Origin of the sequence: Curtobacterium sp. MCBA15_001 (assembly GCF_001864835.1) — a bacterium.
In the GTDB taxonomy this organism is placed as follows: domain Bacteria; phylum Actinomycetota; class Actinomycetes; order Actinomycetales; family Microbacteriaceae; genus Curtobacterium.
Map to the genome: position 1 here is coordinate 84,371 of NZ_MJGI01000007.1, position 26,721 is coordinate 111,091.

Genomic DNA, 26,721 nt, shown 5'->3' on the forward strand with positions numbered 1-26,721 from the left:
GGCGGGCTGCTGGCCGTACGGCTTCGGCTGCCCGTACGGGTCCTGCGGCGGGTTCTGGTCGGTCACGGTTCCCCCTGGGGTCTGAGTGGTCGTCAGGGCGATTCAACCAGAACCCCGGTCGTCCGGATCGCGCGACCGCTACCCCCGATCGGGACGGTCGAACCGCTGCCCCTCGGCGCGCGAGCCCTGGAGCGTCATGATGAACAGCACGATCCAGCCGATGAGGGGGATCACGCCGATGATCCACCACCAGCCGCTGTGCCCGGCATCGTGCAGGCGGCGCATGAGCAGCGCGATCGACGGCAGCAGGATCGCCAGCCCCCACAGGAAGGCCGGCAGCGTGGCGACGAAGTTGTCCGAACTGGCCCGGACACCGAAGTAGCCGGTGCTGGTCGAGGTCACGGTGGTGCCCGTCGCGCCCGCGAGGAGACCGTCGAGGATGTTCACGACGATGCTCGCCAGGAACGCCCAGAGGATCCACCACCAGAACTCGCTCCGGCTCGCGCGGCCGTCGAAGCGGACGTACTTCTTCCAGAAGCGCCCGAAGGCCTTCGGGAACGAGATGCCGTACCAGGGTGCCCAGAGCGGAGGCTCTCCCCCCTTGCCCACCGGCGCCGGCGAGCCGTACTGCGGCGCACCCCCGGGCTGCTGGCCGTACGGGTTCGGTTGCGGGTACTGATCGGTCACGGGTCCCCCTGGGAGTCGAGTGGTGCTCGCTCCGAGTCAACCAGAAGCGCGCGTCTCAGGGCAGGAGTGCCAGCTTGCCGCCCGGGTGCCCCGACTCCAGCAGCTCCGCCGCCTGCCGCGCCTCAGACAGAAGGAAGGTCCGTGCGACCGGCACCTGGAGCGCCCCGTCGGCCGCCAGGTCGATGAGCCGCTGTCGGACCGAGTCGCGGAACGCCTTGCTCTCGGGCTGCGCTCCCCCGACCATCGGGACGCCCTCGGCCGCAGCGCGCCGCTGCGCCGCGATCGTCACGATGCGGCTGCGGTCGGCCACGAGCGCCAACGAGACGTCGACGGCCTCGTCGGTCCCGACGCAGTCGACGGCCACGTCGATCCCGCCCGGTGCGAGGTCACGCAGACGTGCCTCCAGGCCGTCGCCGTAGGCGATCCACTCGCCGCCGAAGCGGCGCACGGTCTCCGCGCTGCCTGCCGACGCCGTCCCGATCACGCGCGCGCCGACCAGGCGGAGCTGTTGCAGCACGCTCACACCGACCGCCCCGGAAGCGCCGTGCACCAGCACGGTGTCCCGTCCGGAGGCCCGGGTCACGCGGATCACGTCGGCGGCGGTCGTGCCCGCCAGCAGCAGGTTCGCCGCCTCGGGGAACCCGAGCGACGCCGGCTTGGCGAACACGTCCGCGGCCGGCACGGTCAGCTCCTCGGTCCAGCCGCCCTGCACCCGGAACGCGAGGACCGCGTCACCGACGGAACCGCCGCCCGACGCGATGGTCGTGTCGGGCCCGATCGCGCTGATCACGCCGGCCACCTCGTACCCGATGGCGATCGGGTACGCGTCCGCGTCGGCGGCCCGCGTGTGCTTGGTGTCGGCAGGGTTCATCCCGGCGGCACGCACCGCGATCGTGACCTCGCCGGGCCCGGGCGCCGGCACGTCCACGTCGACGGACTCCAGGACCTCGCTGCCACCGGGACGGGGTGCCACCCACTGCTTCGTCATGCACCGGACGCTACGCCTCGACGCAGTACTGTCGGCTGCGTGCCGTCCCCCGAGCGCTCCCCCGACCCGACCGCCCTCGGCACGCCGTTCGCCGCCGTCGTCGTGAACCCGTCCGGCATCGACGTCCGGGTGCTCCGGGCGGCCGTGACCACCGAGCAGGAGTCGTCCGGCTGGGCCGACACCCGCTGGTTCGAGACCGACCGTGACGACGACGGTCGGGCCGCGGCGCGGGCAGCCGGCGCCAGTGGCGCCGCCGTGGTGCTCGTCGCCGGTGGTGACGGGACGCTCCGGGTCGCCGCCGAGGAACTGCACGAGACCGGCATCCCGATCGCGCTCGTCCCGACCGGCACCGGGAACCTGTACGCCCGGAACCTCGGGCTGCGCCTGAACGACGTGACCGGTGCCGTCCGACGGGCCTTCCACGGCACGGACCGCCCGGTCGACATCGCCTTCGCCGACCTCACCACCGCCGAGGGTGTCACCACCCGCCACGCGTTCCTGGTGATGGCGGGCATCGGGCTCGACGCGAGCATGGCCGCGAACACGAACGCCCGGGCCAAGAAGTGGTTCGGCTGGGTCGCCTACTCGGACCCGATCGCCCGGTCGGTCATCGGGAACCGACGCATCGAGCTGCGGTACCGCCTGGACGACGCCCCGGAACGGAGCATGCGCGCCCACACCGTCATCGTCGGCAACTGCGGGACGCTCACGGCCGGGGTGCTCCTGTTGCCGGCTGCCCGGCCCGACGACGGCGTCCTGGACGCGGTGGCGTTCCGCCCGGACGGGGCGCTCGGCTGGACCAAGGTCGGGTACGGACTGTCGATGAACCGCTTCCACCACCGGACCCGCTTCGGCCGGCTGCTCGCCTGGTTCCTGCCGAAGTCCCGCGCGCTCGGCTACACGACCGCCCGGCGACTCCAGGTGACGCTCGACGAACCGCAGCAGGTACAGCTCGACGGTGACCCGTTCGGCACGGTCGTCGGGACGGTGCTCACCGTCCGCCACGGCGGCCTGACACTGCGCGGCGCATGACGGGAGGCCCGGTGCCAGCTGGCACCGGGCCTCCAGTCAGTCACGTGGTGACGCTACGAGCGCGCGGACCGCACCCGGTCGGTGAGCGCAGCGTGCAGCGGGTGCTGTGCGTCGAGGCCGGTGATCTCGGTCGCGACGTCGGCGTCGCTCCGCTCCGAGGTCAGCAGCGCCTGCAGTTCCACGCTCTGCTCGTCGTCCGGGACGTCGAAGCGCAGCGCCGCGCCCATGGCGTCGAGCAGGGCGACCGGTTCGGTCCCGTCCTCGGCCAGCGCGGCCGCGGGCGAGACGAAGCGCTCGTCACGCGACAGCTTGCGGAGCGGCTGCCGGCCCACGCGGGTCACCGTGTCGGGCAGGTGCACGTTCTCGAACCGGGCGATGATCGCCTGGACGTACGCACGGTGCACCTCGGGGTCCAGCTCGTGCCGACGGACCAGCAGGTCGCTCGTCTCGGCGAGCACCGACTCGAGCTCGGACCGGACCGCGGGGATCGCGATCGCGTCGGAGATCTTGTCCGCCCCCGCGAGGAACCCGTGGTACGCAACCGTGGCGTGTCCGGTGTTGACCGTGAAGAGCTTGCGCTCGATCGATGCGGCCAGCCCGTCGACGTAGTGCGCGCCGGGGATCTCCGGCTCGTTGCCGCCGAACGGGGTGCGGTCGATGGCCCACTCGAAGTAGGTCTCGACGGTGACGTCGAGCCCGCCGTCCGCGGCCTGGGCCGGGACGATGCGGTCGACCGCCGTGTTCGCGAAGACCGCGGTGGCGAGCGCCCGGTCGCGCACGTCGCTCGGCAGGGCGTCGACGATGAACTCGCGCAGCCGGTCGGTCGCGTTGAGGGCGTTCTCGCAGGCCATCACGGCGATCGGGGCGGCCGACGGGTCGCGCTGCTGGAGCGCCTTCGCGATGACCGGCGCGATGAACTTCAGGACGTTCGGCCCGACGGCGCAGGTGACGACCTCAGCGGTCGCGATCGCGTCGACGACGGCCTGCTCGTCCTGGGCGCTGTTGAGCGCGCGGAACCCGGTGACCTCGTGGTCCTGGGCACCAGCGCCGACCTCGTGCACGGTGTACGAATCGGCGGCGGCCAGCGCGTCGATGAGCGGGGCGGCGACGTCGGCGAAGACGACCTCGTAGCCGGCCTGGTGCAGCAGGAGTCCGACGAAACCGCGGCCGATGTTGCCGGCGCCGAAGTGGACGGCGGTGCGGTGCGCGGAGCTCACTCGTTGACCTCGCCCAGGATCGCCAGGATGCTCGCGGTGTCCGGCGCCTCGGTCAGCTTGGCGACCTCGTCCTCGTCGGAGAACACGATCGCGATCTTGGACAGGATGTCGAGGTGCTCGTTGTTGACGCCGGCGATGCCGACGACGAAGCGGACCTCGTTGCCGTCCCAGTCGATCGGCGACGCGTAGCGGATGAACGACAGGGCCGAGGACTTGATGGCGTCCTTGGCGTCGTTGGTGCCGTGCGGGATCGCGAGGAAGTTGCCCATGTACGTCGAGACGCTCTTCTCACGCTCGAGCATCGCCGGGTAGTACTCGGCCGTGACCGCGCCCGCCGCCTCGAGGATCTCGGCGGCCTCCTTCATCGCCTCCGACTTGGTCGGGGCGGTGTCCTCGGTGTGGATCCGGATCTGGCTCTCCTGCAGGACGGGCATGCGGTGTTCTCCTTGCTTCGTTGTCGTGCACGTCGTGGACGTGTGCGTCCGGGACGTGGTGGAGGGGACGGGCCGTGGCCCGTCCCCTCCGATACTGCACTTGCTTACTGGTTCTTGAGCTGCTCGACGACCTGGTCGTACTGCGGCGCGTTCATGAAGTTGCCGACCGACACGTGCTGCGCGTTCGGGTTCTTCTGCTTGGCGCGGTCGGTGAGCTCCTCCTGCGTGATGATGAGGTCCTCGGTGCCGTCGAGGTTCGCGATCGCCTTGTTGACGACCGTCACGCCCTCGATGCCAGCCTTCTTGACCTTGTTGCGCAGGACACTGGCGCCCATCGCGCTCGATCCCATGCCGGCGTCGCAGGCGAACACGACGTGCTCGACCCGGGTCGCCGTCGCGGTGCCGGTACCGACGCCACCGAAGGCGGCCTCGGTCTCCTCGTCGGTGCGGGGGGCGGTGTTGCCCAGGAGCCCGGCGGTCGCGGCGTTGACGTCGCGGCCCTTGTTCGCCTGGAGCTTGGCCATCGCGGCGGTCATGTCGCCACCGCCGTTCGCCAGGTCACGCTTGCGGCTCGCCAGGAGGAAGAACGACGCCACCGCGAAGGTCACACCGGCCGACAGGATGACGGACAGGATGACGCCGACGTAGCTGTCACGGGAGGTGTTGAACAGGACCGCGAGGATCGATCCCGGAGACGCCGGGGCGGTCAGACCGGAGTTGAAGATCACGTTGGTCAGGACGCCCGTGCCACCGCCGAGGATGACGGCGATGAACAGGACCGGCTTCTGCAGCACGTACGGGAAGTAGATCTCGTGGATGCCACCGAAGAACTGGATGATGATCGCGCCGGGGGCGGTCGAGCGGGCGATGCCGACACCGAAGAAGGTGAAGGCGAGCAGGATGCCCAGGCCGGGGCCGGGGTTCGCCTCGAGCAGGAACAGGATGCTCTTGCCGGACTCCTTGACCTGCTGTGCGCCGAGCTGGTCTAGCACACCGTGGTTGATGGCGTTGTTGAGGAAGAACACCTTCGCCGGCTCGATGAAGACGCTCGCGAGGGGCAGCAGGGAGTGGTTGATCAGGAACTCCACGGCGGACCCGAGCGCGAGGGCGATGCCCGTGAAGAGCTTGGAGAGCCAGAAGAACCCGGCCATGAACAACCCGAACCCGAGGATGCCCGCGGCGTAGTTGTTCACGAGCATCTCAAAGCCCGGCTTGATCTTGCCGTCCCACAGACGGTCGACCTGCTTGATGATGTACGCGCCGAGCGGGCCGCAGATCATGGCACCGAGGATCATGGTCGTGTCCGAACCCAGGATCACACCCATGGCGAAGATCGAGCCGACGACCGCACCGCGGATGTCGTAGACCATCCGGCCGCCCTGGATCGCGATCGCGAGCGGGATGAGGTAGGTCAGGATCGGACCGACGACGCCGACGACGCTGCCGTCCTTCGACCCGCCGAGGGCGGCGACCGGCGTCCACCCGGTGGGGATGAAGAACGCGGTGATGATGCCCCACGCGATGAAGATCGCGATGTTCGGCATGACCATGCCGGACAGGAACGTGCCGAACTTCTGGACGCGGACACGCCCCTGCCCCCGCGCGGGGGCGCCTTGCGATGCAACGGACGACGTTGTCATGTGCGGTGACTTTCTGTGTGGTGGAACTGCTGCGTGGAGGGTGTGACGGGTGTGGAGCGCGGGCTAGACGGCGTGCGCGGCCGCAGCGGCGGACTTGGCAGCCGCCGCCGTGGACGCGGCGAGTGCCGCCCGGGCCATCTCGCGGGCCTGTTCGAGCGTGTGCTTGCCGAGCTCGGCGCGCACGTCGGCCAGGGCCGCGGGGGTCATGGAGAGGGTCGTGGCGCCGAGGCCGACCAGGACGACGGCGAGCAGCGGGTCGGCCGCGGCCTCGCCGCAGATCCCGACGCCTTTGCCGGCGTCCGCACCGGCGCTGCCGAGCTGCGCGACCAGGCGCAGGACGGCAGGGTGCCACGGGTCCTGGTAGGACGCGACGGTGCCGAGCATCCGGTCGGCGGCCATCGTGTACTGGGTCAGGTCGTTCGTGCCGATCGACACGAAGTCGGCGGACTGCAGGACCTGCTCGGCCATCAACGCGAGCGAGGGGACCTCGGCCATCACGCCGGCGGTGCGGATGCCGAGCTCGCGGGCCAGGTCGACGAAGTACTCGGTCTCCTCGGCGTCGGCGACCATCGGGGCCATCACCCAGAGGTCGGCCTCGGTCTCGGCGTCGGCCTGTGCGAGCGCGGTGAGCTGGTCGCGGAGCACCTCGGGGTGGTTCCGGAGTGCACGGAGACCGCGACGGCCGAGCGCCGGGTTCTCCTCGTCCTTGTCGGTGAGGAACGGCAGCGGCTTGTCGGCACCGGCGTCGAGCGCACGGACGACGACCTTCTTGCCCGGGAACGCGGTGAGGAGCTGCCTGTAGGACTCCTGCTGCTCCGCGACGGTCGGCGCCTTCGGCGAGTCGAGGAAGAGGAACTCGGTGCGGAAGAGCCCCACGCCCTCCGCACCGAGAGCGACGGCACCGGCGGCGTCGGCGGGGCTGCCGAGGTTCGCCAGGAGCGGCACGGTGTGGCCGTCCGACAGCGCACCGGCGGTGAGCGGTGCGGCTGCGGCGGCCAGGCGGTCGGCGATGCGCTGGTCGACGTCGGCGACCAGGTCGGCCGAGGGGTCGGTCACGACGGTGCCGGCGGCGGCGTCGACGACGACGTGGGTGCCGTCGGACAGGTCGTCCGCACCGGTCACGCCGACGATCGCGGTGATGCCCTTGGCACGGGCGAGGATCGCGGTGTGCGAGGTCGGGCCGCCGTCGCGGGTGACGAGTGCGAGCACCTTGTCGAGGTCGAGGAGCGCGGTGTCCGCCGGGGCGAGGTCGCGGGCGACGAGCACGAAGGGCGTGTCCGACTCGGGCACACCGGGTGCGTGCACGCCGCGGAGCTTGGCGATGATGCGCTGGGCGACGTCGTCGAGGTCGGCCGCACGCTCCCCCATGTAGCCGCCCATCGAGACGAGCAGGTCGCGGAACTGCGCGAACGCCTCGTACACCGCGCGCTCGGGGTTGGTGCCGCCGTCGATGCGGGCGTGCACGTCGTCGAGCAGCGTCGGGTCCTGCGCCATGAGGGCCTGCGCCTCGAGCACGGCCTGGGCGTCGCCGCCGGCGAGCTGTCCGCGCTTGTTGAGGTCCTCGGCGACCGCGGCGAGCGCGGCGTGCACGGCCTGCTTCGCGTCGTCCGCCGATCCCTCGAGTGCCGCCGTCGACGGTTCGCCGAGCGGGTCCGCCATCCGGAGCACGGGGCCGTGGGCGACGCCACGGCCGACGCCGGTTCCGAGCAGTTCGGGCATTCGAGACTCCTTCATCTCACGTGCGGGGCGGTGGGCCGGCAGCGGTGGGGCAGGTGGGGCAGATGCGGTGTTCCCGGTGTGCCCGCGGGTGACGGAGCACACCGCCGAACGGACCACGCCCGTGCGGCTTGGCAGCACCATACATCGATCAGCGTTGACAAACAAACACATCCGGGGATAAAAATGCAGAAACAGATGCCCGTTTGCGTCTGGAGGATGAACCGGTCCGGCGCGTTCCATCGTGATCGTGCCCGGTCATGTCCGTTCCGATCCGAACCCGACAACGAGGTCCGATGTACGCACCAGAGCGCCACCAGCGCATCGTCGAACAGGCGCGCGCGCACGGCCGGGTCGACGTGAAGGACCTCGCCGAGCTGCTCGCGGTCACCCCGGAGACGATCCGCCGCGACCTCACGTCGCTCGAGCGTCGCGGCCTCGTGCGGCGGGCGCACGGCGGCGCGATCCCCGTCGAGCGCATCACCCTGCACCCGGGCGTCGGGGACCGGGGCGGGATCAACCAGGCCGAGAAGATGGTCATGGCCGAGGCCGCGCTCGAGGAGCTCCCGGAGAACGGCTCGGTGATGATCGACGCCGGCACCTCGACGATCTGCCTGGCCGAGATGCTGCCGACCGACCGGGGGCTGACGGTCGTCACGCACTCGCTCCCCGTCGCGATGGCCGTGGCCAACCGCGCGGGCATCGACCTGCACCTGCTCGGCGGCAACATCCGGAGCGACTCGCTCGCGGGCGTCGGCACGTGGACGCACCAGCTCATCGGGATGGTCAGCGTCGACGTGGCGTTCATCAGCATCAACGGCATCACTCCCGAGCGCGGCCTGACGACGCACAACATGGCCGAGGCCGCCGTGAAGTCCGCGATGATCAAGGCCGCCCGCCGGAGCATCCTGCTGGCCGACCACACCAAGTTCGGGCGCGAGGAGTTCGGCCGCGTCGCCCCGCTCGCCGCCATCGACACGATCATCACCGATCCCGGGGTCAACCTCGACCTGGTCCGCGAGGTCGAGGCCGCCGGCACCGAGGTCTTCTGGCCCGGACGCACCTGACCGGCCGGACGCACCTGACCGGCACCCCGGTCCCATCCACCGCGCGCTCGCTACCATGAGCGCTCCACCCATCGACGAGGAGTCCATCGATGTCCGAAGCCACCCGTACCGTCACCGTCGCCAGCGGATCCGGCCTGCACGCCCGTCCGGCGTCGCTGTTCGTCCAGACCGTCACCGCGTCCGGCCACCAGGTCACCATCGCCAAGGGCGAAAAGTCCGCCAACGCGGGCAGCATCCTGGGCCTGCTCGGCCTGGGCGTCGAGAACGGCGACGAGGTCACCCTCACGGTGACCGGCGACGATGCCGAGAGCACTGCGGACAGCCTGGTCGAGTTCCTGAAGACGGACCACGACGCGGCCTGACGCGCGCCCGTCGCGACCACGTCCGGACGGGAGGCCCGGTGCCAGCAGGCACCGGGCCTCCTGTCTGCGCGCGCTCGCGTCCACAGCCGTGCGCCGATGCGTCGCACCCCGCCGATAAGGTGGTCGGCATGACTCGCCTGCGCCTCGCATCCGTCAACGTGAACGGCGTCCGCGCCGCCTTCCGCAAGGGCATGGGCGACTGGCTGGCGACGCGCGACGTCGACGTGCTCGCCCTGCAAGAGGTTCGCGCGTCGACCGACGACCTCACCGCGCTGCTCGGCGACGAGTGGGACGTCGTGCACGACCCCGCGTCGGCGAAGGGCCGGGCCGGGGTCGCGATCGCGTCGCGCCACCGGGCGCACGTCCACCGCGTCGAGCTCGGTCCGTCGGAGTTCGACTCCGCCGGGCGGTGGCTCGAAGCCGACTACGAGATCGGCGGCACGCTCGTGACCGTCGTCTCGACGTACGTGCACTCGGGCGAGGTCGGCACCGACAAGCAGGACGAGAAGTGGAAGTTCCTCGACGCGATGACCGAGCGGCTGCCCGCCGTCCGAGCGCACAACCCGCTCGCGGTCGTCGTCGGTGACCTCAACGTCGGCCACGACGAACGGGACATCAAGAACTGGAAGGGCAACGTCAAGCGCGCCGGGTTCCTGCCGCAGGAGCGCGCGTACTTCAGCCGCTTCTTCGGCGCCGAGGGGACGCCGGTGCAGGGCGCCGACGGCTCGACGGGTCCGGGGCTCGGGTGGGTCGACGTGGGGCGGCAGCAGGCTGGCGACGTGGACGGGCCGTACACGTGGTGGTCCTGGCGTGGTCAGGCGTTCGACAACGACTCCGGCTGGCGCATCGACTACCAGATGGCCACGCCCGAGCTCGCCGCCAAGGTCGACGCGTACACGGTCGACCGGGCAGCCGCGTACGACCAGCGATGGTCCGACCACGCCCCCGTGGTCGTCGACTACGCGCTCTGACCCCTCACCACTCCCGGCAGTACAGGACCAGCACCATGACCAAGACCCGCATCTTCTCGGGCATCCAGCCGTCGGCCGGCTCGCTCCACCTCGGCAACTACATCGGCGCGCTCATGCAGTGGCGGGACCTGCAGGACGAGCACGACGCGATCTACTGCGTCGTCGACATGCACGCGATCACGTCCCCGCAGGACCCGGCGGAGCTCCGCGCGAGCACCCGGGCGACCGCGGCGCAGTACATCGCCTCGGGCATCGACCCGTCGAAGTCGACGCTGTTCGTCCAGTCGCACGTGCCCGCGCACGCCGAGCTCGCGTGGGTGCTCAACACCCTGACCGGCTTCGGCGAGGCCAGCCGGATGACCCAGTTCAAGGACAAGTCGGCTCGGCAGGGCGCCGAGGCGGCCTCGGTGGGCCTGTTCACCTACCCGGTCCTGATGGCCGCGGACATCCTGCTGTACGACACCGCCGTGGTGCCCGTCGGCGACGACCAGCGGCAGCACGTCGAACTGACCCGCGACCTGGCGAACCGCTTCAACTCGCGCTTCGGCGACACGTTCGTCGTCCCGACGGCGCAGATCGGGTCCGAGACGGCACGGATCTACGACCTGCAGGACCCGACGAGCAAGATGAGCAAGTCCGCGGCGTCGGACAACGGTCTCATCCGGCTGCTCGACGAACCCGGGCGCACCGCGAAGAAGATCCGGTCGGCGGTCACCGACACCGAGCGCGAGATCCGGGCAGACCGCACCGCCAAGCCCGGCGTGACGAACCTGCTCGCGATCCTGTCCGCGTTCACCCGGACGCCCGTCGCCGCGCTCGAGGCGTCGTTCGCCGGCAAGGGCTACGGCGACCTGAAGGGCGCGGTCGCCGACGCGGTCGTGGCCGAGCTCGAGCCGGTCCGGGCGCGCACGCTCGAACTGCTCGACGACCCGGCCGAGCTCGACCGGCTGCTGGCCGTCGGGGCCGACCGTGCCGCCGCCATCGCCGAGGACACCCTCGCGCGGGTGTACGACCGCATCGGCTTCGTGCCCCGCGGTCGTCGCTGACGTGCTCCCCGTCACGCTGCGGTCCGACCGGGTCCTGCTCGAGGTCCCGACCCGCGCCGACACCGTCGCCATCACCGAGGGCTGCCAGGACCCCGAGGTGATCCGCTGGACGACCATCCCGACGCCGTACCGCCCGCAGGACGCCGCTGCGTTCGTCGACGCGCTCGTCGGTCCCGCCTGGGCGTCGGACCGCGAGTACACCTGGGCGATCCGGCAGCCCGGCTCGACCTGGCTCGACGGCGTCATCTCCTACCGGACCGCGCGTCGCGACCTCGGGTTCTGGCTCGCGCCGTCCGCGCGGGGCAAGGGGCTGGTCCACGACGCCGTGCGCATGGTCGCGGACTGGGCCTTCGAGCGCGGTGCGCCCGACGTGTCCTGGGAGTGCTACCTCGGCAACACCGCCTCGGCGGCCGTCGCGCGCCGTGCGGGGTTCTCCTACACCGGGACCGGCGAGGCGAACATCCCGAACCGCGACGGCTCCCCCACCACCGCCTGGAAGGGCCTGCTGCGCGCGGACGGCACCCCGGCCTCCGACCTGTCCTGGCCGGACGCGTCCTACGCCCCGGGCACGGCCCCCGAGGGCACCCCCGGGTCCGCAGCGTCCGCCGGTAGTCTCGGTCCGTGAACGAGCACGTGTCGGCGGCGGTCTCCCCGGCCGAGGTCCGCGCCATGCACCGAGCCCTCGAGGTCGCAGCCCGCGGCCCCGCCGTCGGTGACCACGCCCGCGTCGGCGCAGTGGTCCTCGACGCCGACGGCGAGCCGCTCGCCGAGGGGTGGCACCGCGGCGCGGGGACCCCGCACGCCGAGGTCGACGCGATGTCCCGCTGCACGCCCGAGCAGCTGCGCGGCGCGACGATCGTCGTGACCCTCGAACCCTGTGACCACACCGGTCGGACCGGACCGTGCTCGGTCGCGCTCATCGACGCCGGCATCGGGCGGGTCGTCTACGCGATCGACGACCCCGGCCCCGCGGTGCACGGCGGCGCCGATCGGCTCCGTGCCGCCGGCGTCGACGTCGTGTCGGGGGTGCTCGCCGACCAGGCGTCCGCGTTCCTGGAGCGCTGGCTGGTGTCCGTGCGACACGGCCGGCCGTGGGTGACGGTGAAGTGGGCGTCGAGTCTCGACGGTCGTGCTGCGGCTGCCGACGGCACGAGCAAGTGGATCACCGGCGCGGCCGCTCGGCAGCACGTCCACGAACAACGTGCCGCCCACGACGCGATCCTCGTCGGCACCGGCACCGTGCTGGCCGACGACGCCTCGCTCACCGCCCGGGGCGACGCCGGCGAACTCCTGCCCGACCAACCGCTGCCCGTCGTGGTGGGCGACCGCCCGGTCCCGGCCGACGCCGCGGTCCGACGCCACCCCCGCGGCCTGGTGCAGCTCCCCGGCCACGACCTGCACGCCGCGATGCAGACCCTCGCCGACCGAGGCGTCCGCACGGTCCTGGTCGAGGGCGGCCCGACGGTCGCGTCCGCCTGCATCGCCGCCGGCCTGGTCGACGAGGTCCTGGTCTACATCGCCCCGGTGCTGCTCGGCGGTGCGCATGTTGCACTGAGCGACATCGGCGTGGGAAGCATCAACCAACGTCTGCGGTTGGACGTACTATCGACCACCAGCCTCGGCCCCGACCTGCTGGTGCGTGCACGACCCGTCACGACCGCCCCCGGTGGGCGTCACGAGGACGGCGCAGCCGACGGGGCCCGTACCGACCGGAGCACCCCATGACCGACGCACTGACCTCCGCCACCCCGGGCAGTCCGGTCCAGTTCGAAGTCGCCACGAACGTCCCGACCACCCACGGCACCTTCGAGATGCGCGCCTACCGCGACCTGGTCACCGGCGCCGAGCACGTCGCGATCATCGGCACGACACCGGACGGCGCGGCTCCGACCGACGGCGCGCTGGTCCGCGTCCACTCCGAGTGCCTGACCGGCGAGGCGTTCGGGTCGCTGAAGTGCGAGTGCGGCCCGCAGCTCGACGCAGCGCTCGACACGATCGCTGCCGAGGGCGGCGTCGTGGTGTACCTCCGCGGACAAGAGGGCCGCGGCATCGGCTTGGTGAACAAGCTCAAGGCCTACCGCCTGCAAGAAGACGGCCTCGACACGCTCGACGCCAACCTGGCGCTCGGGCTGCCCGCCGACTCGCGGGCCTACGGCGGCGCCGCCGGCATCCTCGCCGACCTCGACATCCGCCGCGTGCGGCTGCTCTCGAACAACCCCGAGAAGCAGCGGCAGCTCGAGGAGCACGGCATCACGGTCGACGCGCTCGTGCCGCTCGTCGTCGGCATCTCGGTGCAGAACGCCGGGTACCTCGACACCAAGCGCGACCGGATGGGGCACCAGCTGCCCACGCACCTCGAGGCCGGCGCGCACCACTAGCGATCGGCGGGGCCGCTCCTGTCTCGGCGGATTCGCAGCTCCGCGACATCCGTCGTACACTGGTGACCCCGTCACGAGCGGCCCACCACCACCCGAACGCACCCGAACCGAGTCCCGCCCACCACGCGGAAGGGTCGGAGTCCGCCGTTCGCGCCGCCTCTCGCGTCGCCTGCCATCGCCGCAGCGCAACGTTCCTCGGAGTCCTCGCATGCCTGCCACCTCGGCCGCCCCCACGACCCCCGCACCTCCCGCGACGAACCCGCGCTCCCGCGTCGTCGTCGCCAGCCTCATCGGCACGTCGATCGAGTTCTACGACTTCTACGTCTACGCGACCGCAGCCGTCCTGGTCTTCCCCACGCTGTTCTTCCCGAACGAGGACCCGACCGCGTCGCAGCTGTCCTCGTTCGTGACGTTCGCGCTGGCGTTCTTCGCCCGCCCCGTCGGCTCCGTGCTGTTCGGCCACTTCGGTGACCGCATCGGCCGCAAGACCACCCTCGTCGCGTCACTGCTGGTGATGGGGACGGCGACGTTCCTGATCGGCTGCCTGCCGACGTTCGACACCATCGGGATCTGGGCTCCCGTCCTGCTCGCCGTGATGCGCTTCGCCCAGGGCGTCGGGCTCGGTGGCGAGTGGTCCGGCGCCGCCCTCCTGGCGACCGAGAACGCCCCGAAGGGCAAGCGCGGCGTCTTCGGCTCGATGCCGCAGCTCGGCGCCCCGATCGGGTTCCTGCTCGCCAACGGCCTGTTCATCGCGATCAACGCCGCGATGCCCGCCGGCGCCGACGGCACCCCGAACGCGGACTTCCAGGCGTGGGGCTGGCGCCTGCCGTTCCTGCTGTCGGCCGTGCTCGTGCTCGTGGGCCTGTACGTCCGCTTCCGCCTGGTGGAGTCGACGGTGTTCCGCGGCGTGCAGGAGTCCGGCACGGTCGCGAAGCTGCCGCTCGGCCGGGTGTTCCGCACCTCGTGGAAGGCGCTCATCGTCGGCACCTTCGGCATGGTCGCGACCTACGTGCTCTTCTACTTCATGACGACGTTCACGCTGTCGTACGGCACGACCGGGTCCACCGCCTCGGCCCTGGTCCCCAAGGTCGGTCTCGGGTACTCGCGCGGCGAGTTCCTCACCCTGCTCATGATCGGCGTCGTGTTCTTCGGCATCTTCACGCCGATCGCGGGGCTGCTGGCGGACCGCTTCGGTCGTCGCCGGACGCTCATCCCCACGACCGTCGGCATCGCGCTGTTCGGCCTGACGTTCCAGCTCTGGTTCGCCGCCTCGACCGGGCCGATCACCGTCGTGACGTTCCTCATCGTCGGCCTGTCGCTGATGGGGCTCACGTTCGGGCCGATGGGCGCGCTGCTGCCCGAGCTCTTCCCGACGAACGTCCGCTACACCGGCTCGGCGATCGCGTACAACGTCGCGTCGATCCTGGGCGCGTCCCTGGCGCCGACGATCGCGCTGGCGCTCTGGAAGCCGGACGGGAACATCTTCCTCGTCGGCCTGTACCTGACGATCGCCGCCGTGGTCACGCTCGTCGCGCTGCTCTTCATCCGCGAGACCCGCAGCAGCGACTTCGCCGACGCGGACACGCGCGCCTGACGCCGGAGTCCTGCTCGCCCGACTCGCGAAAGCGACAGTTCCCCGCCGATCGTCGGCGGGGAACTGTCGCTTTCGCGGTGGTGACGGGGTGCGCCAGCGGGGAACTGTCGCTTTCGCGATGGTGACGGGGTGGGCCAGCGGGGAACTGTCGCTTTCGGGATCGAGACCGGACCGCCTCCGGACGGGAGGCCCGGTGCCAGCTGGCACCGGGCCTCCCGTCCGTCTGGGCGCACGTTCGTCGCCGCCCGCGCGACAGAACCGCTGTCGTACGACGACGGGCGTGTCGTTCCGAGTCGGATGCCACGTGAGGACGCGACCCGCGCGACTGAACCGCTGTCATACGACAACGGAGACGTCGTTCCGAGTCGGATGCCCCCCCGCCCGTACGCCCGCCTGCATGTCAACTCAGGTTGACACTGTCAGTACGTCAATGTAGGTTGACACCCATGGACCGGCCGACGATCACGCACCTCGCCGCAGGGGCCTCGGGGGACGACCCGTTCTCCGCCCTGGCCAGCGTGCGGGAACTCCGACGCGAGCTCGACCGGACCGAGGAACTCGCTGCCCGCCGCGCGCGGAACGCCGGGGCGTCGTGGCAGGAGATCGCCACGCTGCTGGGCGTCAGCCGCCAGGCAGTGCACAAGAAGTACGGCAGAGACTAGGACACGATGAGCTCCCCCTTCGCCCGCCCGAAGAAGACCGACGGACCCCGCGCGACCTTCGGCCGTCTGCTGTCCTACCTGTTCGAGAACAAGCCCGCGATGGTGGTCATCATCGTGCTGAGTGTCCTCGGTGCGGGCGCCTCACTCGCGCAGCCGCTGCTGGTGAACCAGGTCGTCACCGCCGTGCAGCAGGGCAACACACTGAGCACGCTCGTGTGGCTGCTCGTCGGCCTGGTCATCGTCGCGGGTCTGCTCAACGGCATCCAGCACTTCCTGCTCCAGCGCGCGGGCGAGGGCGTCGTGCTGTCGACGCGCCGCAAGCTCATCGCGCGCATCCTCAACCTGCCGATCTCGGAGTTCGACACCCGCCGCACCGGCGACCTGGTGTCGCGCGTCGGCAGCGACACGACCCTGCTGCGCGCCGTGCTGACCCAGGGCCTCATCGAGTCCATCGGCGGCATGCTGACCTTCGTCGGGGCGATCATCGCGATGGCGATCATCGACCCGCTGCTGCTCGGGATCACCCTGGGCATCGTCGTCATCGCGATCGTGGTCGTCGGAGGCCTGAGCCGTCGGATCCGCATCGCCTCGAAGCGGGCGCAGGAGAAGGTCGGCGACCTGACGGCCGCGGTCGAGCGCGGCATCGGCGCCGTCCGCACCATCCGTGCCGCCGGCGCCACCGAGCGCGAGGTGCACGAAGTCGACAGCCACGCCACCGAGGCCTACCGCCGCGGTCTGGACATCGCGAAGATGTCCGCCTTCGTCGTCCCCGTCGCGAGCATCGTGATGCAGGTCGCGTTCATCGCCGTCCTCGGCGTCGGCGGCGCGCAGGTCGCGGCCGGCACGATCACGATCGCCACGCTGATCACGTTCATCCTGCTGCTGTTCATGATGATCATGCCGCTCGGCCAGGCGATGGGCGCAGCGGTCGCGGTGGCGCAGGCACTCGGTGCCCTCGGCCGGATCGAGGAGATCCTGCACCTGCCCACCGAGGACCAAGACGACGCCGCCGTCCGGCCCGCAGCGGCCATCGCCACCGACGACGCGATCTCCTTCGAGCACGTGTCGTTCCGCTACGCCGCCACGGCCGACGCGGCTGGCCCCGACGGTGCTGTTGCGTCGCAGAGCGCGGACCGGCCTGGAGGCCCCACTGACGGCTCCGACGCCGGTGACGCCGACCAGGTGGTGCTGCAGGACGTGTCGTTCCGCGTCCCGCGCGGCTCGCGTGTCGCCCTCGTGGGCCCCTCCGGCGCCGGGAAGTCGACCACCCTGGCCCTCATCGAGCGGTTCTACGACCCGACCGACGGGGTGATCCGCCTGGGCGGGATCGACGTCCGCGGGCTCGACCGTGACGAGCTCCGTGCCCAGATCGGCTACGTCGAACAGGATGCCCCGGTGCTGGCCGGCACGATCCGCGCGAACCTGCTGCTCGGCTCGCCGAACGCGTCCGAGTCGGACTGCGAGCGCGTGCTCGAGGCGGTCAACCTGGGCGACGTGCTGCACCGCGACCCGCGCGGCCTCGACGCGCAGGTCGGTGAAGACGGCGTGATGCTCTCGGGTGGTGAACGCCAGCGTCTGGCGATCGCCCGCACGCTGCTCGCCGCTCCCCCGATCCTGCTGCTCGACGAGTCGACGTCCTCGCTCGACGGCGTGAACGAGCAGAAGATGCGACTGGCGATCGATGCCGTGGCCGAGGACCGCACGCTGCTCGTCATCGCCCACCGGCTGTCCACCGTCGTGGACTCCGACGTCATCGTCGTGCTCGAACACGGACGCGTCGTCGGGGTCGGCACGCACTCAGAACTCGTCGAGTCCACACCGCTGTACCGCGACCTGGCGAAGCACCAGCTCCTGGTCTGACCCGACCCGAGCGGCGCCGGGTTCAGAGCTGGGCGCCGCCGGGACGGGCGATGCCCTCGTCCATGTCGCTGACGTCGACGTGCCCGCCGGCGTTCGCGATCTCGGCCAGTGCGGTGGCGCTCCGCTCGGGGTCGACACCGACGACCAGGTCGCGGAGGACGACGACGTCGAGGCCCGCACGCAGCCCGTCCTGCGCGGTGGCCCGGACGCAGTGGTCGGTGGCGATCCCGACGATGGCGATCTCGTGGACCTGCCGGTCGAACAGCACGTCGGCGAGGTCCTGCCCGGTGTCGGTGGTCCCCTCGAAGGCCGAGTACGCAGGCTCCCCCTGCCCCTTCATCACGTGCACGTCGATCGGCGCGGTGTCGAGGTCGGGGTGGTAGTCCGCACCGGGTGTGCCGGCGACGCAGTGCACCGGCCACGTGGTGGTGAAGTCGGGTCCGGCCGCGCCGGCGAAGTGACCGCCGTTGTCGCCATCGCCGTCGTGCCAGTCCCGCGAGCCCACGATCAGGTCGTACTCGTCGGCGTGCCGCCGCAGGAAGGCGGAGATGCGGCCCGCGAGGGCGTCCCCGCCCACGACACCGAGCGCACCGCCCTCGGTGAAGTCGTTCTGCACGTCCACGACGATGAGTGCCCGGGTCATGTGTCCATCCAACACCGCCGACCCGAGGGCACCGGGCGGGCCAGTTGCCGCGGGCCAGTTGCGGCGGGTCAGTTGCCTCGGGTCAGTTGCCGGAGAGCTTGTTCCCGCAGGAGTACGCGGCCGCGGTGACGGCGTCGAGCGCGGGCAGTGCTGCCGCGCGCGAGGAACCGATCGCGTAGAACGCGAACGTCAGCTTCGTGCCGTCGGCGGCGTCGATGTAGCCGCCGAGGGTGTTCGCGCTGTCGATCCACCCCGTCTTCGCGTGTACCTTGCCCCGGGCGACGGCGTTCGCCCCGGTGAAGCGGCTGGACAGCGTGCCCGACTGTCCGGCGACGGGCAGCGCCTGCGCCAGCGTGCCGAGGCCGTTCGCCCCGGCCGCGACCGGGACCATGAGGTGGGCGACGAAGTCCGGGGAGACGGCGTTGGCGGCGCTCTCGCCGGAGCCGTCCTTGATGACGATCCCCGACGGGTCGACGCCGTAGGTCGCCAACGCCTTCTGGTACACGCCGGTCAGGGACGCCGCGGACCCGTTCGCGCCGGACACCCGGGAGGAGATCCGCGCGAGCATCTCGGCGAGGGTGTTGTCGGAGTTCGGGATCATCTGCCCGATGAGCGTCGACACGGGCTGCGAGTCGACCTGGGCGATCGTGGTCTGGCTGGTGGTCGCTCGCTTGACGATCTGGGCGTTCCCCGCGCCGACGACCCCCGCGTTCGCGAGAGCGGAGCGGAACGCCGCACCGGCACGGCCGACCGGGTCCTCCGAGCGCGGTGAGGTCGCAGCGCCCGGGTTCGCACGGTCACCGTCGACCATGAGCGCCGTGACCTCGGGCTGGTACCCGATGGTGCGCTCGCTGACGGGCCACGTCGGGTCCCAGGCGTCGGCGTCGTCCCAGTAGGAGTCGTCGGTGACGATCGTCGTGACCGGGGTGTCGCCGAGCTTCGCCTTCACCTGGGCGGCGAGCTGCCCCAGCGTCGGTGCGCCCGGGTAGACGGTCGCCCCGCCGGCGGACAGCGTGGCATCGCCGTGTCCGACGATCGCGATCACGCCGTTGCCCTCGTCCGTGACGGTGGTCGGGATGGTGTGCCCGGCACCGAGCACTGCGAGGGCGGTGGCCGTCGTCAGGGTCTTCATCACACTGCCGGTCTGCGCGGCCGTGTCGCCCTTGCGCGAGAACAGCTGCTCCCCCGTCGTGGCGTTCATGACGTAGCCCTCGAATTCGCCGAGGCCGGCTGCGGACGCGGGCCCGGCGATCGAGCACGTCCGGATCGCACTCGGACCGGGAGCGTCGGCCGGCTTGGTCCGCGGCGCGACCGTCGGCGTCGGCGTCACGCTCGGGGAGGCCGTGGCGGACGCGGTGCCGCTGGATGCCGAAGCCGACGCTGCAGCGACCGGGGTGCTGGACGGCGAAGTCATCGCCGTGGCGACGGCGACCGCGCCGCCGGACCCAAGGACCAGGACCGCGGCCAGTCCCCCGACGGCCCACGGCACGGGCTTCCGCGCGATGGCCGCACGCAGACCCGCCAGTGCCCCGGACAGGCCCGTGGCCCCGGACACGCGCGCGGCACCCGGCAGGCGCGCCGCGCCGGGACGCTTCGTGGTCTCGGACGGACGCGTGGGCTCGGACGGACGGGTGGGGTCGGTCGGTTGCTCGGACATCGGGGACGATCCTACGGAACTGCGGCAGGAGCCTCCAGGCCGTCCCCCCGGATCGGTGGAGCGACGAGCGGTCTCAGCCGTCTGTGGAGGAGGTCCCGTCTGCCGCGTACCGGACGCCGACCTGTCGACGTGCCTCGTCCATGACCGCCATCACGGCGACCGTGCCGTCGGGCGTCATCGCACCGGTCCCGTGGTCGCCGGAGGCGATCATCGCCTCGAACGCCCGGACCTCGTGCGCGTAGCCGGTCAGCTCCTCGCGCCCGTCGAACTCCTCGACCACGGCGCCGTCGCGGTCGCGGATGCGCCACGTCGTCGGGGTGAACCAGGTGTGGTCGAGGTCGATCCGACCGTCCTCGCCGATGACCGAGGCCGTGTTCGGGCTGGCGAGGTCGAGCGCGAAGTGCAGCGTCGACTGAGCGCCGCCGTCGTGGGTGAGCACGATGCCCATCTGTGTGTCGACGCCCTGGTCGCTGAGGGTCCCGGCAGCGGCGACGCCCGTCACCGCGCCGAGGACGTCGACCGCGAACGACACCGGGTAGACGCCGAGGTCGAGGATCGCGCCACCGCCGAGCGCGGGGTCGTTGAGCCGGTGAGCGGGATCGCTCGGCAGCGCCTGGTGGTGCGTGGCCTCGACGAGCCGCGGACGACCGATGCGTCCCTCGGCGACCACCTGACGGATCATCGTCATCTGTGGCAGGAACCGGGTCCACATCGCCTCCATGACGGCGACCCCGCGCTCCCGGGCCGCGTCGAACACCCGCTCGGCCTCGGCAGCGGTGATCGTGAACGCCTTCTCGACCAGGACGTGCTTGCCGGCGGTGATCGCGAGCAGGGCGTCCTCGGCGTGCCGCGAGTGCGGCGTGGCGACGTAGACGGCGTCGACCTCCGGGTCCGCGACCAGGTCCTCGTAGCTGCCGTGCGCCCGCGGGACGCCGAACTCCGCCGCGAACGTGTCCGCACCCGTCTGCGTGCGGCTGCCCACCGCGACGAACTCCACCCCCGCCCGGACGCAGTCGCCGACGAAGGACCGGGCGATGCCGCCGGTCCCGATGACTCCCCATCGAACGGTCATGAGGCCTGTCTACCAGGCGGTCCTCCGCGGGCCGTCCTCCACAGGTCGGTCGGACAGACGACGTGTCCACAGCCACCGGGTCGGTCTGGACTTCACGGCCGATTGCCAGCTAGCGTGCTCGAACGGCCCTCGATCGGGGGTCGTCGACTGTCAGATCAGGAACCCCATGCGCCGTACTGCGTCCTCGTCCCGGTTGTCCTCAGCATCTCGTCTCCTCACCGTCGCCGCGGTCGGCACGGCGCTCGTGGTCACCTCGACGGTCGTGGGCGGTGCGTCCGCGTCGGCACACGGCTGGGCGCCACCCGGGCACGGGCACGACCCGGACGCGGGTCTGACGCCACGCACCTCCTTTACCATGGCTGCCGACGGGTCCTCCGGCGCGACGCAGGGCGGCGAAGGCATCCCGAACATCGACTCGGTCAAGAAGACGATCGCCACCTACTACGGCGACCCCGGCACGGGCATCGCGGACAAGACCGATTCGCCGTACATCCGTGAGATGCGCTCGATCGTCGACCAGCAGACCCGCCAGCTCCGGCAGGTCCACGACCGCGCTGTGCGCCGGGGTCAGAAACCCGCGATCGTGCTCGACGCCGACGACACCACCCTCTGGACCTACGACATGGAGGTCGCCGACATGCACTTCGTGTTCGACCCGGCCGAACAGGACGTCTGGGTCCAGGACCAGCGCTTCCCCGCCACGCCCTCCATGGTCGAGTTCGTCGACACCGCGTCGAGCATGGGCTTCACCGTGTTCGGGTTGACCGGCCGGAACGACGACCAGAAGGCCGCCACGCTGGCCAACCTGACCAAGGTCGGGTACCAGGGCTTCACGGCCGACCACTACTTCACGAAGTGGACCGGCGTCGGCGCCTCACAGCAGCCCGACTACGTCACGTGCGCCACCGCGAAGTGCACCACGGTGGAGTACAAGGCCCAGACCCGCAAGCACATCGAGCAGGACCTGGGCTACGACATCACGCTGAACATCGGTGACCAGTGGAGCGACCTGCAGGGCGGGTACGCGGACCGCAGCGTGAAGCTGCCGAACCCGACCTACTTCCTGCCCTCAGCGGACCTGCCGGGCGTCTCGGAGCCGTGGCTGGCTCCGCGGACCCACTTCACGATGGCTGCCGACGGGTCGTCCGGTGCGACGCAGGGCGGCGAAGGCATCCCGAACATCGACTCGGTCAAGTCGACGATCGCCACCTACTACGGCGACCCGGGCACGGGCATCGCGGACGAGACCGATTCGCCGTACATCCGTGAGATGCGCTCGATCGTCGCCCGCCAGGCGCCGGTGATCGCCGCCCAGTGCGCCGCCGGGCGGTACCAGCACCGCAACCCGGCGATCGTGCTCGATGCCGACGACACGACGCTCTGGACCTACGACATGGAGGTCGCCGACATGCACTTCGTGTTCGACCCCGCCGAACAGGACGTCTGGGTCCAGGACCAGCGCTTCCCCGCGACCCCGTCGATGCCCTCGCTCGCCGGGATCGCGCAGCGCGCCGGATGCACCGTGATCGGGCTGACCGGTCGGAACGACGACCAGAAGGCGGCGACGATCGCCAACCTGCAGCGCGTGGGGTACCCGCAGGTCGCCGCCGAACAGCACGGCACCCAGACGTACTACACCAAGTGGACCGGGGTCGGTGCCTCACAGCAGCCCGCGTACGTCACGTGTGCCACGGCGAAGTGCACCACCGTCGAGTACAAGTCGCAGACCCGCGTCCACATCGAGTCGCCGAGCGGCGGCCGGTACGACATCGTCGCGAACGTCGGCGACCAGTACAGCGACCTGCTCGGCGGCGCTGCCGACCGCAGCGTGAAGCTGCCGAACCCGACGTACTACCTGCCGTGAGCGCGTAGCGTCCGACGTGACCGGTGTGCCGGACAGGAGGCTCGGTGGCGGGATCGCCACGGGCCTCCCGTCCGGCTCGTCGTCAGCCGCTCCCGTGGTGTGCGGCGGCACTGTCCGGTCGGGTCCGCGCGCCGACGCGGACGGCGCGAGGAGGCGACCGTGGACGAACCAGCACCGTGGTGGACCGACGCGGTCGTGTACCAGGTCTACCCACGCAGCTTCGCGGACGGCAACGGGGACGGGGTCGGCGACCTGGCCGGGCTCCGCCGTCGGCTCGACCACATCGCGGACCTCGGCGTCGACGTCGTCTGGCTGTCGCCCGTGTACCGATCCCCGCAGGCCGACAACGGCTACGACATCAGCGACTACGAGGACATCGACCCGCTGTTCGGCACGCTCGACGAGTTCGACGCGCTCCTGGTCGAGGTGCACCGCCGCGGGATGAAGCTCGTGATGGACCTGGTCGTCAACCACTCCAGCGACCAGCACCCCTGGTTCCAGGCCGCGAAGACCGGCCGACACTGCCCGAAGCACGACTGGTACATCTGGCGCGACCCGGTGGACGGACACGAGCCGAACGAGTGGCGCGCCGCGTTCGGTGGCCCAGCCTGGTCGTGGGACCCCGGCACCGGCCAGTACTACCTGCACATGTTCACGCCGCAGCAGCCGGACCTGAACTGGGACAACACCGACATGCGCGCCGCGGTGTACGCGATGATGAACCACTGGCTGGACCGCGGCGTCGACGGCTTCCGGATGGACGTCATCAACCACATCGCGAAGGACCCCGCCGCCCTCGCGGACGGCAGCGCCGCGTACGTCATGCAGCCGCGCATCCACGACCACCTACAGGAGATGCACGAGCGGGTGTTCGCCGGCCGTGACGCCCTGCTGACCGTGGGCGAGATGCCGGGGGTCACCGTCGAGGACGCCGCGTTGTTCACCGACCCGGCACGCCACGAGCTCGACATGGTGTTCCAGTTCGAGCACGTCGGGCTCGACCACGGTGCGGGGTCGAAGTTCGACAACCGGCCGTTCGACCTGCCCGCGCTCAAGGCCTCGCTCGCCCGCTGGCAGACCGGGCTGGCCGCGGCCGGGTGGAACTCGCTCTACCTGGCCAACCACGACCAGCCGCGGCCGGTTTCCCGCTTCGGCGCCGCCGCGGTCGCCGCTGCCCACGGCTTCGAGGCCGACCCGTTCGCCCTGCGCTACGAGTCGGCGACCCTGCTGGCGACCGTGCTGCACCTGCACCGCGGGACGCCCTACCTGTACCAGGGCGACGAGATCGGCATGGTGAACGCCGGGTTCGACGCGCTCGACGACTACCGCGACGTCGAGTCGCTCAACTGGTTCCGCGGGGCCGTCGGCCGGGGCATGCCCGTGGCCGAGGCCCTCCGGTCCCTCGCGGTCCGCAGCCGGGACAACGCGCGGACGCCGATCCCCTGGGACGACACCACACCGGCCGGCGGGTTCTCCGAGGTCGAACCGTGGATCGGCATGGGCCAGGGCTGGCCGCGGGTCACCGTCGCCGCCGACCGGGCAGCCGGGGACCGGTCGGTGTACGAGCACCACCGTCGGCTCATCGCCCTGCGGCACGCGTCACGCACCGTCCAGCTCGGGGAGTTCACCCTGCTCGAGCCCGACCACCCGGAGCTCTGGGCGTTCACGCGGTCGCTGTCGGACGGGTCGGAGGTGCCGCTCGTCGTCGTCGCCAACCTGTCGTCGTCGGAGCTCACCCTGCCGGCTGTCGTCGAGGGACGGCTCGGCCCGTGCGTGCTCGGCAACCTCGGGGCGGTGTCAGCCGGGACGGTGTCGGCCGGTGCGGTGTCGGCCGGGACGGCGCCGGTTGGGACGGTGCCGGCCGGTGCGGTCGGCCGGCTCGCTGCGTGGGAGGCCCGGGTGCACGAGCAGGCGTGATCTCATCCGTTCGGGGGAGGATACCGCGTCACGCCCTGTCGTACCGTGGCCGCCGTGATCGAAGTCGACCATCTCACCAAACGATACGGTCCGAAGCTCGCCGTCGACGACGTCTCCTTCGTCGTGCGACCGGGCAGCGTGACCGGCTTCCTCGGGCCGAACGGCGCCGGGAAGTCCACCACGATGCGCATGATCATGGGGCTGGACCGACCCACCTCCGGCAGCGCCACGGTGAACGGGAGGCCCTACCAGACCTTCCGAGACCCGCTGCGGCAGGTGGGCGCCCTCCTCGAGGCCAAGGCCGTGCACACCGGCCGGAGCGCGTACGCCCACCTGCTCTCGCTGGCCGCGACCCACGGCATCCCGAAGGCCCGCGTCCACGAGGTCATCGAGATGACGGGGTTGGAGTCGGTCGCGCGCAAGCGTGTGGGCGGGTTCTCGCTCGGCATGGGGCAGCGTCTCGGCATCGCGGCCGCGCTCATCGGTGACCCGAGGACGCTCATCCTCGACGAGCCAGTGAACGGACTCGACCCGGACGGCGTGGTGTGGGTCCGTCAGCTCGCCCGGCGGATGGCCGCAGAGGGACGGACCGTCTTCCTCTCCAGCCATCTGATGAGCGAGATGGCGCAGACCGCCGACCGCGTCGTCGTGCTCGGCCGCGGTCGTGTGCTCGCCGATGCGCCGATCTCCGAGTTCGTCGCCGGTCCCGAGGGCGGTGGCGCACGCGTCGTCGTCCGGACGCCCGCTCCGGACCAGCTCTTCGCCGCGATCGGCCAGGCGGCGACCGCCGTGACGCCGCGCGACGACGGGTCCTTCCTGGTCGTCGGCCCCGACGCACCGTCGATCGGTGCCGTCGCTGCACGGGCCGGCGTCGTCCTGCACGAACTCACCCCCATGGGCGCCAGCCTCGAGGAGGCCTACATGGCGCTCACCCGCGACGACGTCGAGTACCGATCGGAGGGCGCGCGATGACCGCCGTCAGCACGCCGACGGGGACCGGCCTGTCCTTCCCCCACCTCGTCCGCAGCGAGTGGATCAAGCTCCGCAGCATCCGGTCCACGGTGTGGTGCTACGGCATCCTGGTCCTCCTGACCATCGCCATGGCCGTCCTGCTCGGTGCCCTGGTCAACCGCGGCGGCCCCGCGGTGCCCACCGAGGCCGCGAACGCGCAGCTCGTCAGCATCAACACCGCCGGCGTCTCCATCACGGCGCTCGTGGTCGGGGTGCTCGGCGTGCTCATCATCACGGGTGAGTACGGCACCGGACAGATCCGCTCGACGTTCACCGCCGACCCCCGCCGCACCGGGGTCGTCCTCGCGAAGGCGTTCGTCCTCGCGGTGACCACGTTCGTCGTCAGCGCGGTGGCGACCTGGATCGGCGTCGCGATCTCGACCCCCCTGCAGGCGGCGAACGCCGTCCGTCCGGACCTCGCCGACCCGGCTGTCATCATGCCGATCCTGGGGTCCTCGGTCTACGTGACGCTGCTCGCGCTGCTGGCGTACGGCATCGGGCTGCTCGTGAAGTCGAGTGCGGGAGGGATCGCCATCACGCTCGGGATCCTGCTCGTCCTGCCGGTCATCCTGTCGGTCTTCGCCGGACTGACGAACGCGCAGTGGGTGATGGACCTGCTCGCGCTGCTGCCGGACCAGGCCGGTTCGCACCTGTTCGCGTACGGCACCGCGGCCGCGGGGCCAGGGCCGCAGGCCGGGCTCGTGCTGAACGGGTGGGGCGGGTTCGCAGTGCTGGCGGGCGAGGTCCTCGTCGTCGGTGGTGCGGCGCTGGCTGCGGCTCGCGCGCGGGACGTCTGACGACGCTCACGCAGACCGGCCGGCCGGCCGGTCTGACCGGCTGGCCGCCGGCTGGCTGGCCGCCGGCTGGCTGGCGGCTGGCTGGCTGGAAGCACGAAGGGCCCCG

The 26,721-nt window shown here is 71.3% G+C and carries 23 protein-coding genes and 1 pseudogene; 15 read left to right on the forward strand and 9 right to left on the reverse strand.

Going from position 1 to position 26,721, the window contains the following annotated elements:
- Positions 1-138: 138 nt before the first annotated feature.
- Positions 139-687, reverse strand: a complete 549-nt coding sequence (locus BIU90_RS04155; protein WP_071298978.1) for a DUF805 domain-containing protein — start codon at positions 685-687, stop codon at positions 139-141.
- A gap of 55 nt (positions 688-742) precedes the next feature.
- Positions 743-1,675, reverse strand: a complete 933-nt coding sequence (locus BIU90_RS04160) for an NADP-dependent oxidoreductase (RefSeq protein WP_071298979.1) — start codon at positions 1,673-1,675, stop codon at positions 743-745.
- 39 nt (positions 1,676-1,714) lie between these two features.
- Between BIU90_RS04160 and BIU90_RS04165 the strand changes: the two genes are divergently transcribed.
- Positions 1,715-2,707 (forward strand): diacylglycerol kinase family protein, encoded by a 993-nt coding sequence (locus BIU90_RS04165; RefSeq protein ID WP_071298980.1) that lies wholly within the window; start codon positions 1,715-1,717, stop codon positions 2,705-2,707.
- Positions 2,708-2,760: 53 nt separating this feature from the next.
- Here the strand turns inward: BIU90_RS04165 and BIU90_RS04170 are convergent, their stop codons facing one another.
- The 4 genes from BIU90_RS04170 to ptsP form a co-directional block, all read right to left on the reverse strand.
- Positions 2,761-3,924, reverse strand: a complete 1,164-nt coding sequence (locus BIU90_RS04170) for a mannitol-1-phosphate 5-dehydrogenase (RefSeq protein WP_071298981.1) — start codon at positions 3,922-3,924, stop codon at positions 2,761-2,763.
- The gene (locus BIU90_RS04175; protein WP_071298982.1) at positions 3,921-4,358 is read right to left on the reverse strand and encodes a PTS sugar transporter subunit IIA; all 438 of its coding nucleotides are present in this window, start codon (positions 4,356-4,358) and stop codon (positions 3,921-3,923) included. Before BIU90_RS04175 ends, BIU90_RS04170 begins: the two co-directional genes overlap by 4 nt.
- A 104-nt stretch (positions 4,359-4,462) precedes the next feature.
- Positions 4,463-5,998, reverse strand: a complete 1,536-nt coding sequence (locus BIU90_RS04180) for a PTS mannitol transporter subunit IICB (RefSeq protein WP_071298983.1) — start codon at positions 5,996-5,998, stop codon at positions 4,463-4,465.
- Positions 5,999-6,061: 63 nt separating this feature from the next.
- Positions 6,062-7,717, reverse strand: a complete 1,656-nt coding sequence (gene ptsP, locus BIU90_RS04185; RefSeq protein WP_071298984.1) for a phosphoenolpyruvate--protein phosphotransferase — start codon at positions 7,715-7,717, stop codon at positions 6,062-6,064.
- A gap of 293 nt (positions 7,718-8,010) precedes the next feature.
- Here ptsP and BIU90_RS04190 point away from each other — a divergent pair, with 293 nt between their 5' ends.
- The 10 genes and pseudogenes from BIU90_RS04190 to BIU90_RS04235 all read left to right on the forward strand — a co-directional run bounded on the left by BIU90_RS04190 (position 8,011) and on the right by BIU90_RS04235 (position 17,654).
- Entirely contained in the window at positions 8,011-8,781 is a 771-nt protein-coding gene (locus tag BIU90_RS04190) for a DeoR/GlpR family DNA-binding transcription regulator (RefSeq protein WP_071298985.1), read from the forward strand.
- 89 nt (positions 8,782-8,870) lie between these two features.
- Positions 8,871-9,143: an HPr family phosphocarrier protein gene (locus BIU90_RS04195; protein WP_071298986.1), complete on the forward strand. Its 273-nt coding sequence runs from the start codon at positions 8,871-8,873 to the stop codon at positions 9,141-9,143.
- Between the two features lie 128 nt (positions 9,144-9,271).
- Complete coding sequence (locus BIU90_RS04200; RefSeq protein ID WP_071298987.1) at positions 9,272-10,114, forward strand: exodeoxyribonuclease III; 843 nt, start codon at positions 9,272-9,274, stop codon at positions 10,112-10,114.
- Between the two features lie 35 nt (positions 10,115-10,149).
- Positions 10,150-11,160, forward strand: coding sequence for a tryptophan--tRNA ligase (trpS, locus tag BIU90_RS04205; protein ID WP_071298988.1), 1,011 nt, complete (start codon positions 10,150-10,152; stop codon positions 11,158-11,160).
- A 1-nt stretch (position 11,161) separates the two neighbouring features.
- Positions 11,162-11,785 carry a GNAT family N-acetyltransferase gene (locus BIU90_RS04210; RefSeq protein WP_071298989.1) on the forward strand — a complete coding sequence of 208 codons (624 nt, stop codon included), beginning with the start codon at positions 11,162-11,164 and terminating at the stop codon, positions 11,783-11,785.
- Positions 11,786-11,829: 44 nt separating this feature from the next.
- Complete coding sequence (gene ribD, locus BIU90_RS04215; protein WP_139195106.1) at positions 11,830-12,885, forward strand: bifunctional diaminohydroxyphosphoribosylaminopyrimidine deaminase/5-amino-6-(5-phosphoribosylamino)uracil reductase RibD; 1,056 nt, start codon at positions 11,830-11,832, stop codon at positions 12,883-12,885.
- A 29-nt stretch (positions 12,886-12,914) separates the two neighbouring features.
- A pseudogene (gene ribA / locus BIU90_RS04220) lies at positions 12,915-13,538 on the forward strand (GTP cyclohydrolase II); the annotation flags it as partial.
- 208 nt (positions 13,539-13,746) lie between these two features.
- On the forward strand, positions 13,747-15,132 hold the full coding sequence (locus BIU90_RS04225) for an MFS transporter (protein WP_071298991.1): 1,386 nt from the start codon (positions 13,747-13,749) through the stop codon (positions 15,130-15,132).
- 446 nt (positions 15,133-15,578) lie between these two features.
- On the forward strand, positions 15,579-15,794 hold the full coding sequence (locus BIU90_RS04230; protein ID WP_071298992.1) for a hypothetical protein: 216 nt from the start codon (positions 15,579-15,581) through the stop codon (positions 15,792-15,794).
- A gap of 6 nt (positions 15,795-15,800) precedes the next feature.
- Positions 15,801-17,654 (forward strand): ABC transporter ATP-binding protein, encoded by a 1,854-nt coding sequence (locus BIU90_RS04235; protein ID WP_071298993.1) that lies wholly within the window; start codon positions 15,801-15,803, stop codon positions 17,652-17,654.
- 22 nt (positions 17,655-17,676) lie between these two features.
- Here BIU90_RS04235 and BIU90_RS04240 read toward each other — a convergent pair whose 3' ends face one another.
- The 3 genes from BIU90_RS04240 to BIU90_RS04250 form a co-directional block, all read right to left on the reverse strand.
- Positions 17,677-18,297 carry an isochorismatase family protein gene (locus tag BIU90_RS04240; RefSeq protein ID WP_071298994.1) on the reverse strand — a complete coding sequence of 207 codons (621 nt, stop codon included), beginning with the start codon at positions 18,295-18,297 and terminating at the stop codon, positions 17,677-17,679.
- 82 nt (positions 18,298-18,379) lie between these two features.
- The gene (gene dacB, locus BIU90_RS04245; RefSeq protein ID WP_071298995.1) at positions 18,380-19,954 is read right to left on the reverse strand and encodes a D-alanyl-D-alanine carboxypeptidase/D-alanyl-D-alanine-endopeptidase; all 1,575 of its coding nucleotides are present in this window, start codon (positions 19,952-19,954) and stop codon (positions 18,380-18,382) included.
- Positions 19,955-20,027: 73 nt separating this feature from the next.
- Entirely contained in the window at positions 20,028-21,026 is a 999-nt protein-coding gene (locus BIU90_RS04250) for a Gfo/Idh/MocA family protein (RefSeq protein WP_071298996.1), read from the reverse strand.
- Positions 21,027-21,192: 166 nt separating this feature from the next.
- Between BIU90_RS04250 and BIU90_RS04255 the strand changes: the two genes are divergently transcribed.
- The 4 genes from BIU90_RS04255 to BIU90_RS04270 all read left to right on the forward strand — a co-directional run bounded on the left by BIU90_RS04255 (position 21,193) and on the right by BIU90_RS04270 (position 26,615).
- Positions 21,193-22,890, forward strand: a complete 1,698-nt coding sequence (locus BIU90_RS04255; RefSeq protein WP_083403683.1) for an HAD family acid phosphatase — start codon at positions 21,193-21,195, stop codon at positions 22,888-22,890.
- Positions 22,891-23,049: 159 nt separating this feature from the next.
- Positions 23,050-24,807, forward strand: a complete 1,758-nt coding sequence (locus tag BIU90_RS04260) for an alpha-glucosidase (RefSeq protein WP_071298998.1) — start codon at positions 23,050-23,052, stop codon at positions 24,805-24,807.
- Between the two features lie 54 nt (positions 24,808-24,861).
- Positions 24,862-25,779 (forward strand): ABC transporter ATP-binding protein, encoded by a 918-nt coding sequence (locus tag BIU90_RS04265; RefSeq protein ID WP_071299038.1) that lies wholly within the window; start codon positions 24,862-24,864, stop codon positions 25,777-25,779.
- The gene (locus BIU90_RS04270) at positions 25,776-26,615 is read left to right on the forward strand and encodes an ABC transporter permease (RefSeq protein WP_071298999.1); all 840 of its coding nucleotides are present in this window, start codon (positions 25,776-25,778) and stop codon (positions 26,613-26,615) included. Before BIU90_RS04265 ends, BIU90_RS04270 begins: the two co-directional genes overlap by 4 nt.
- Positions 26,616-26,721 lie beyond the last annotated feature (106 nt).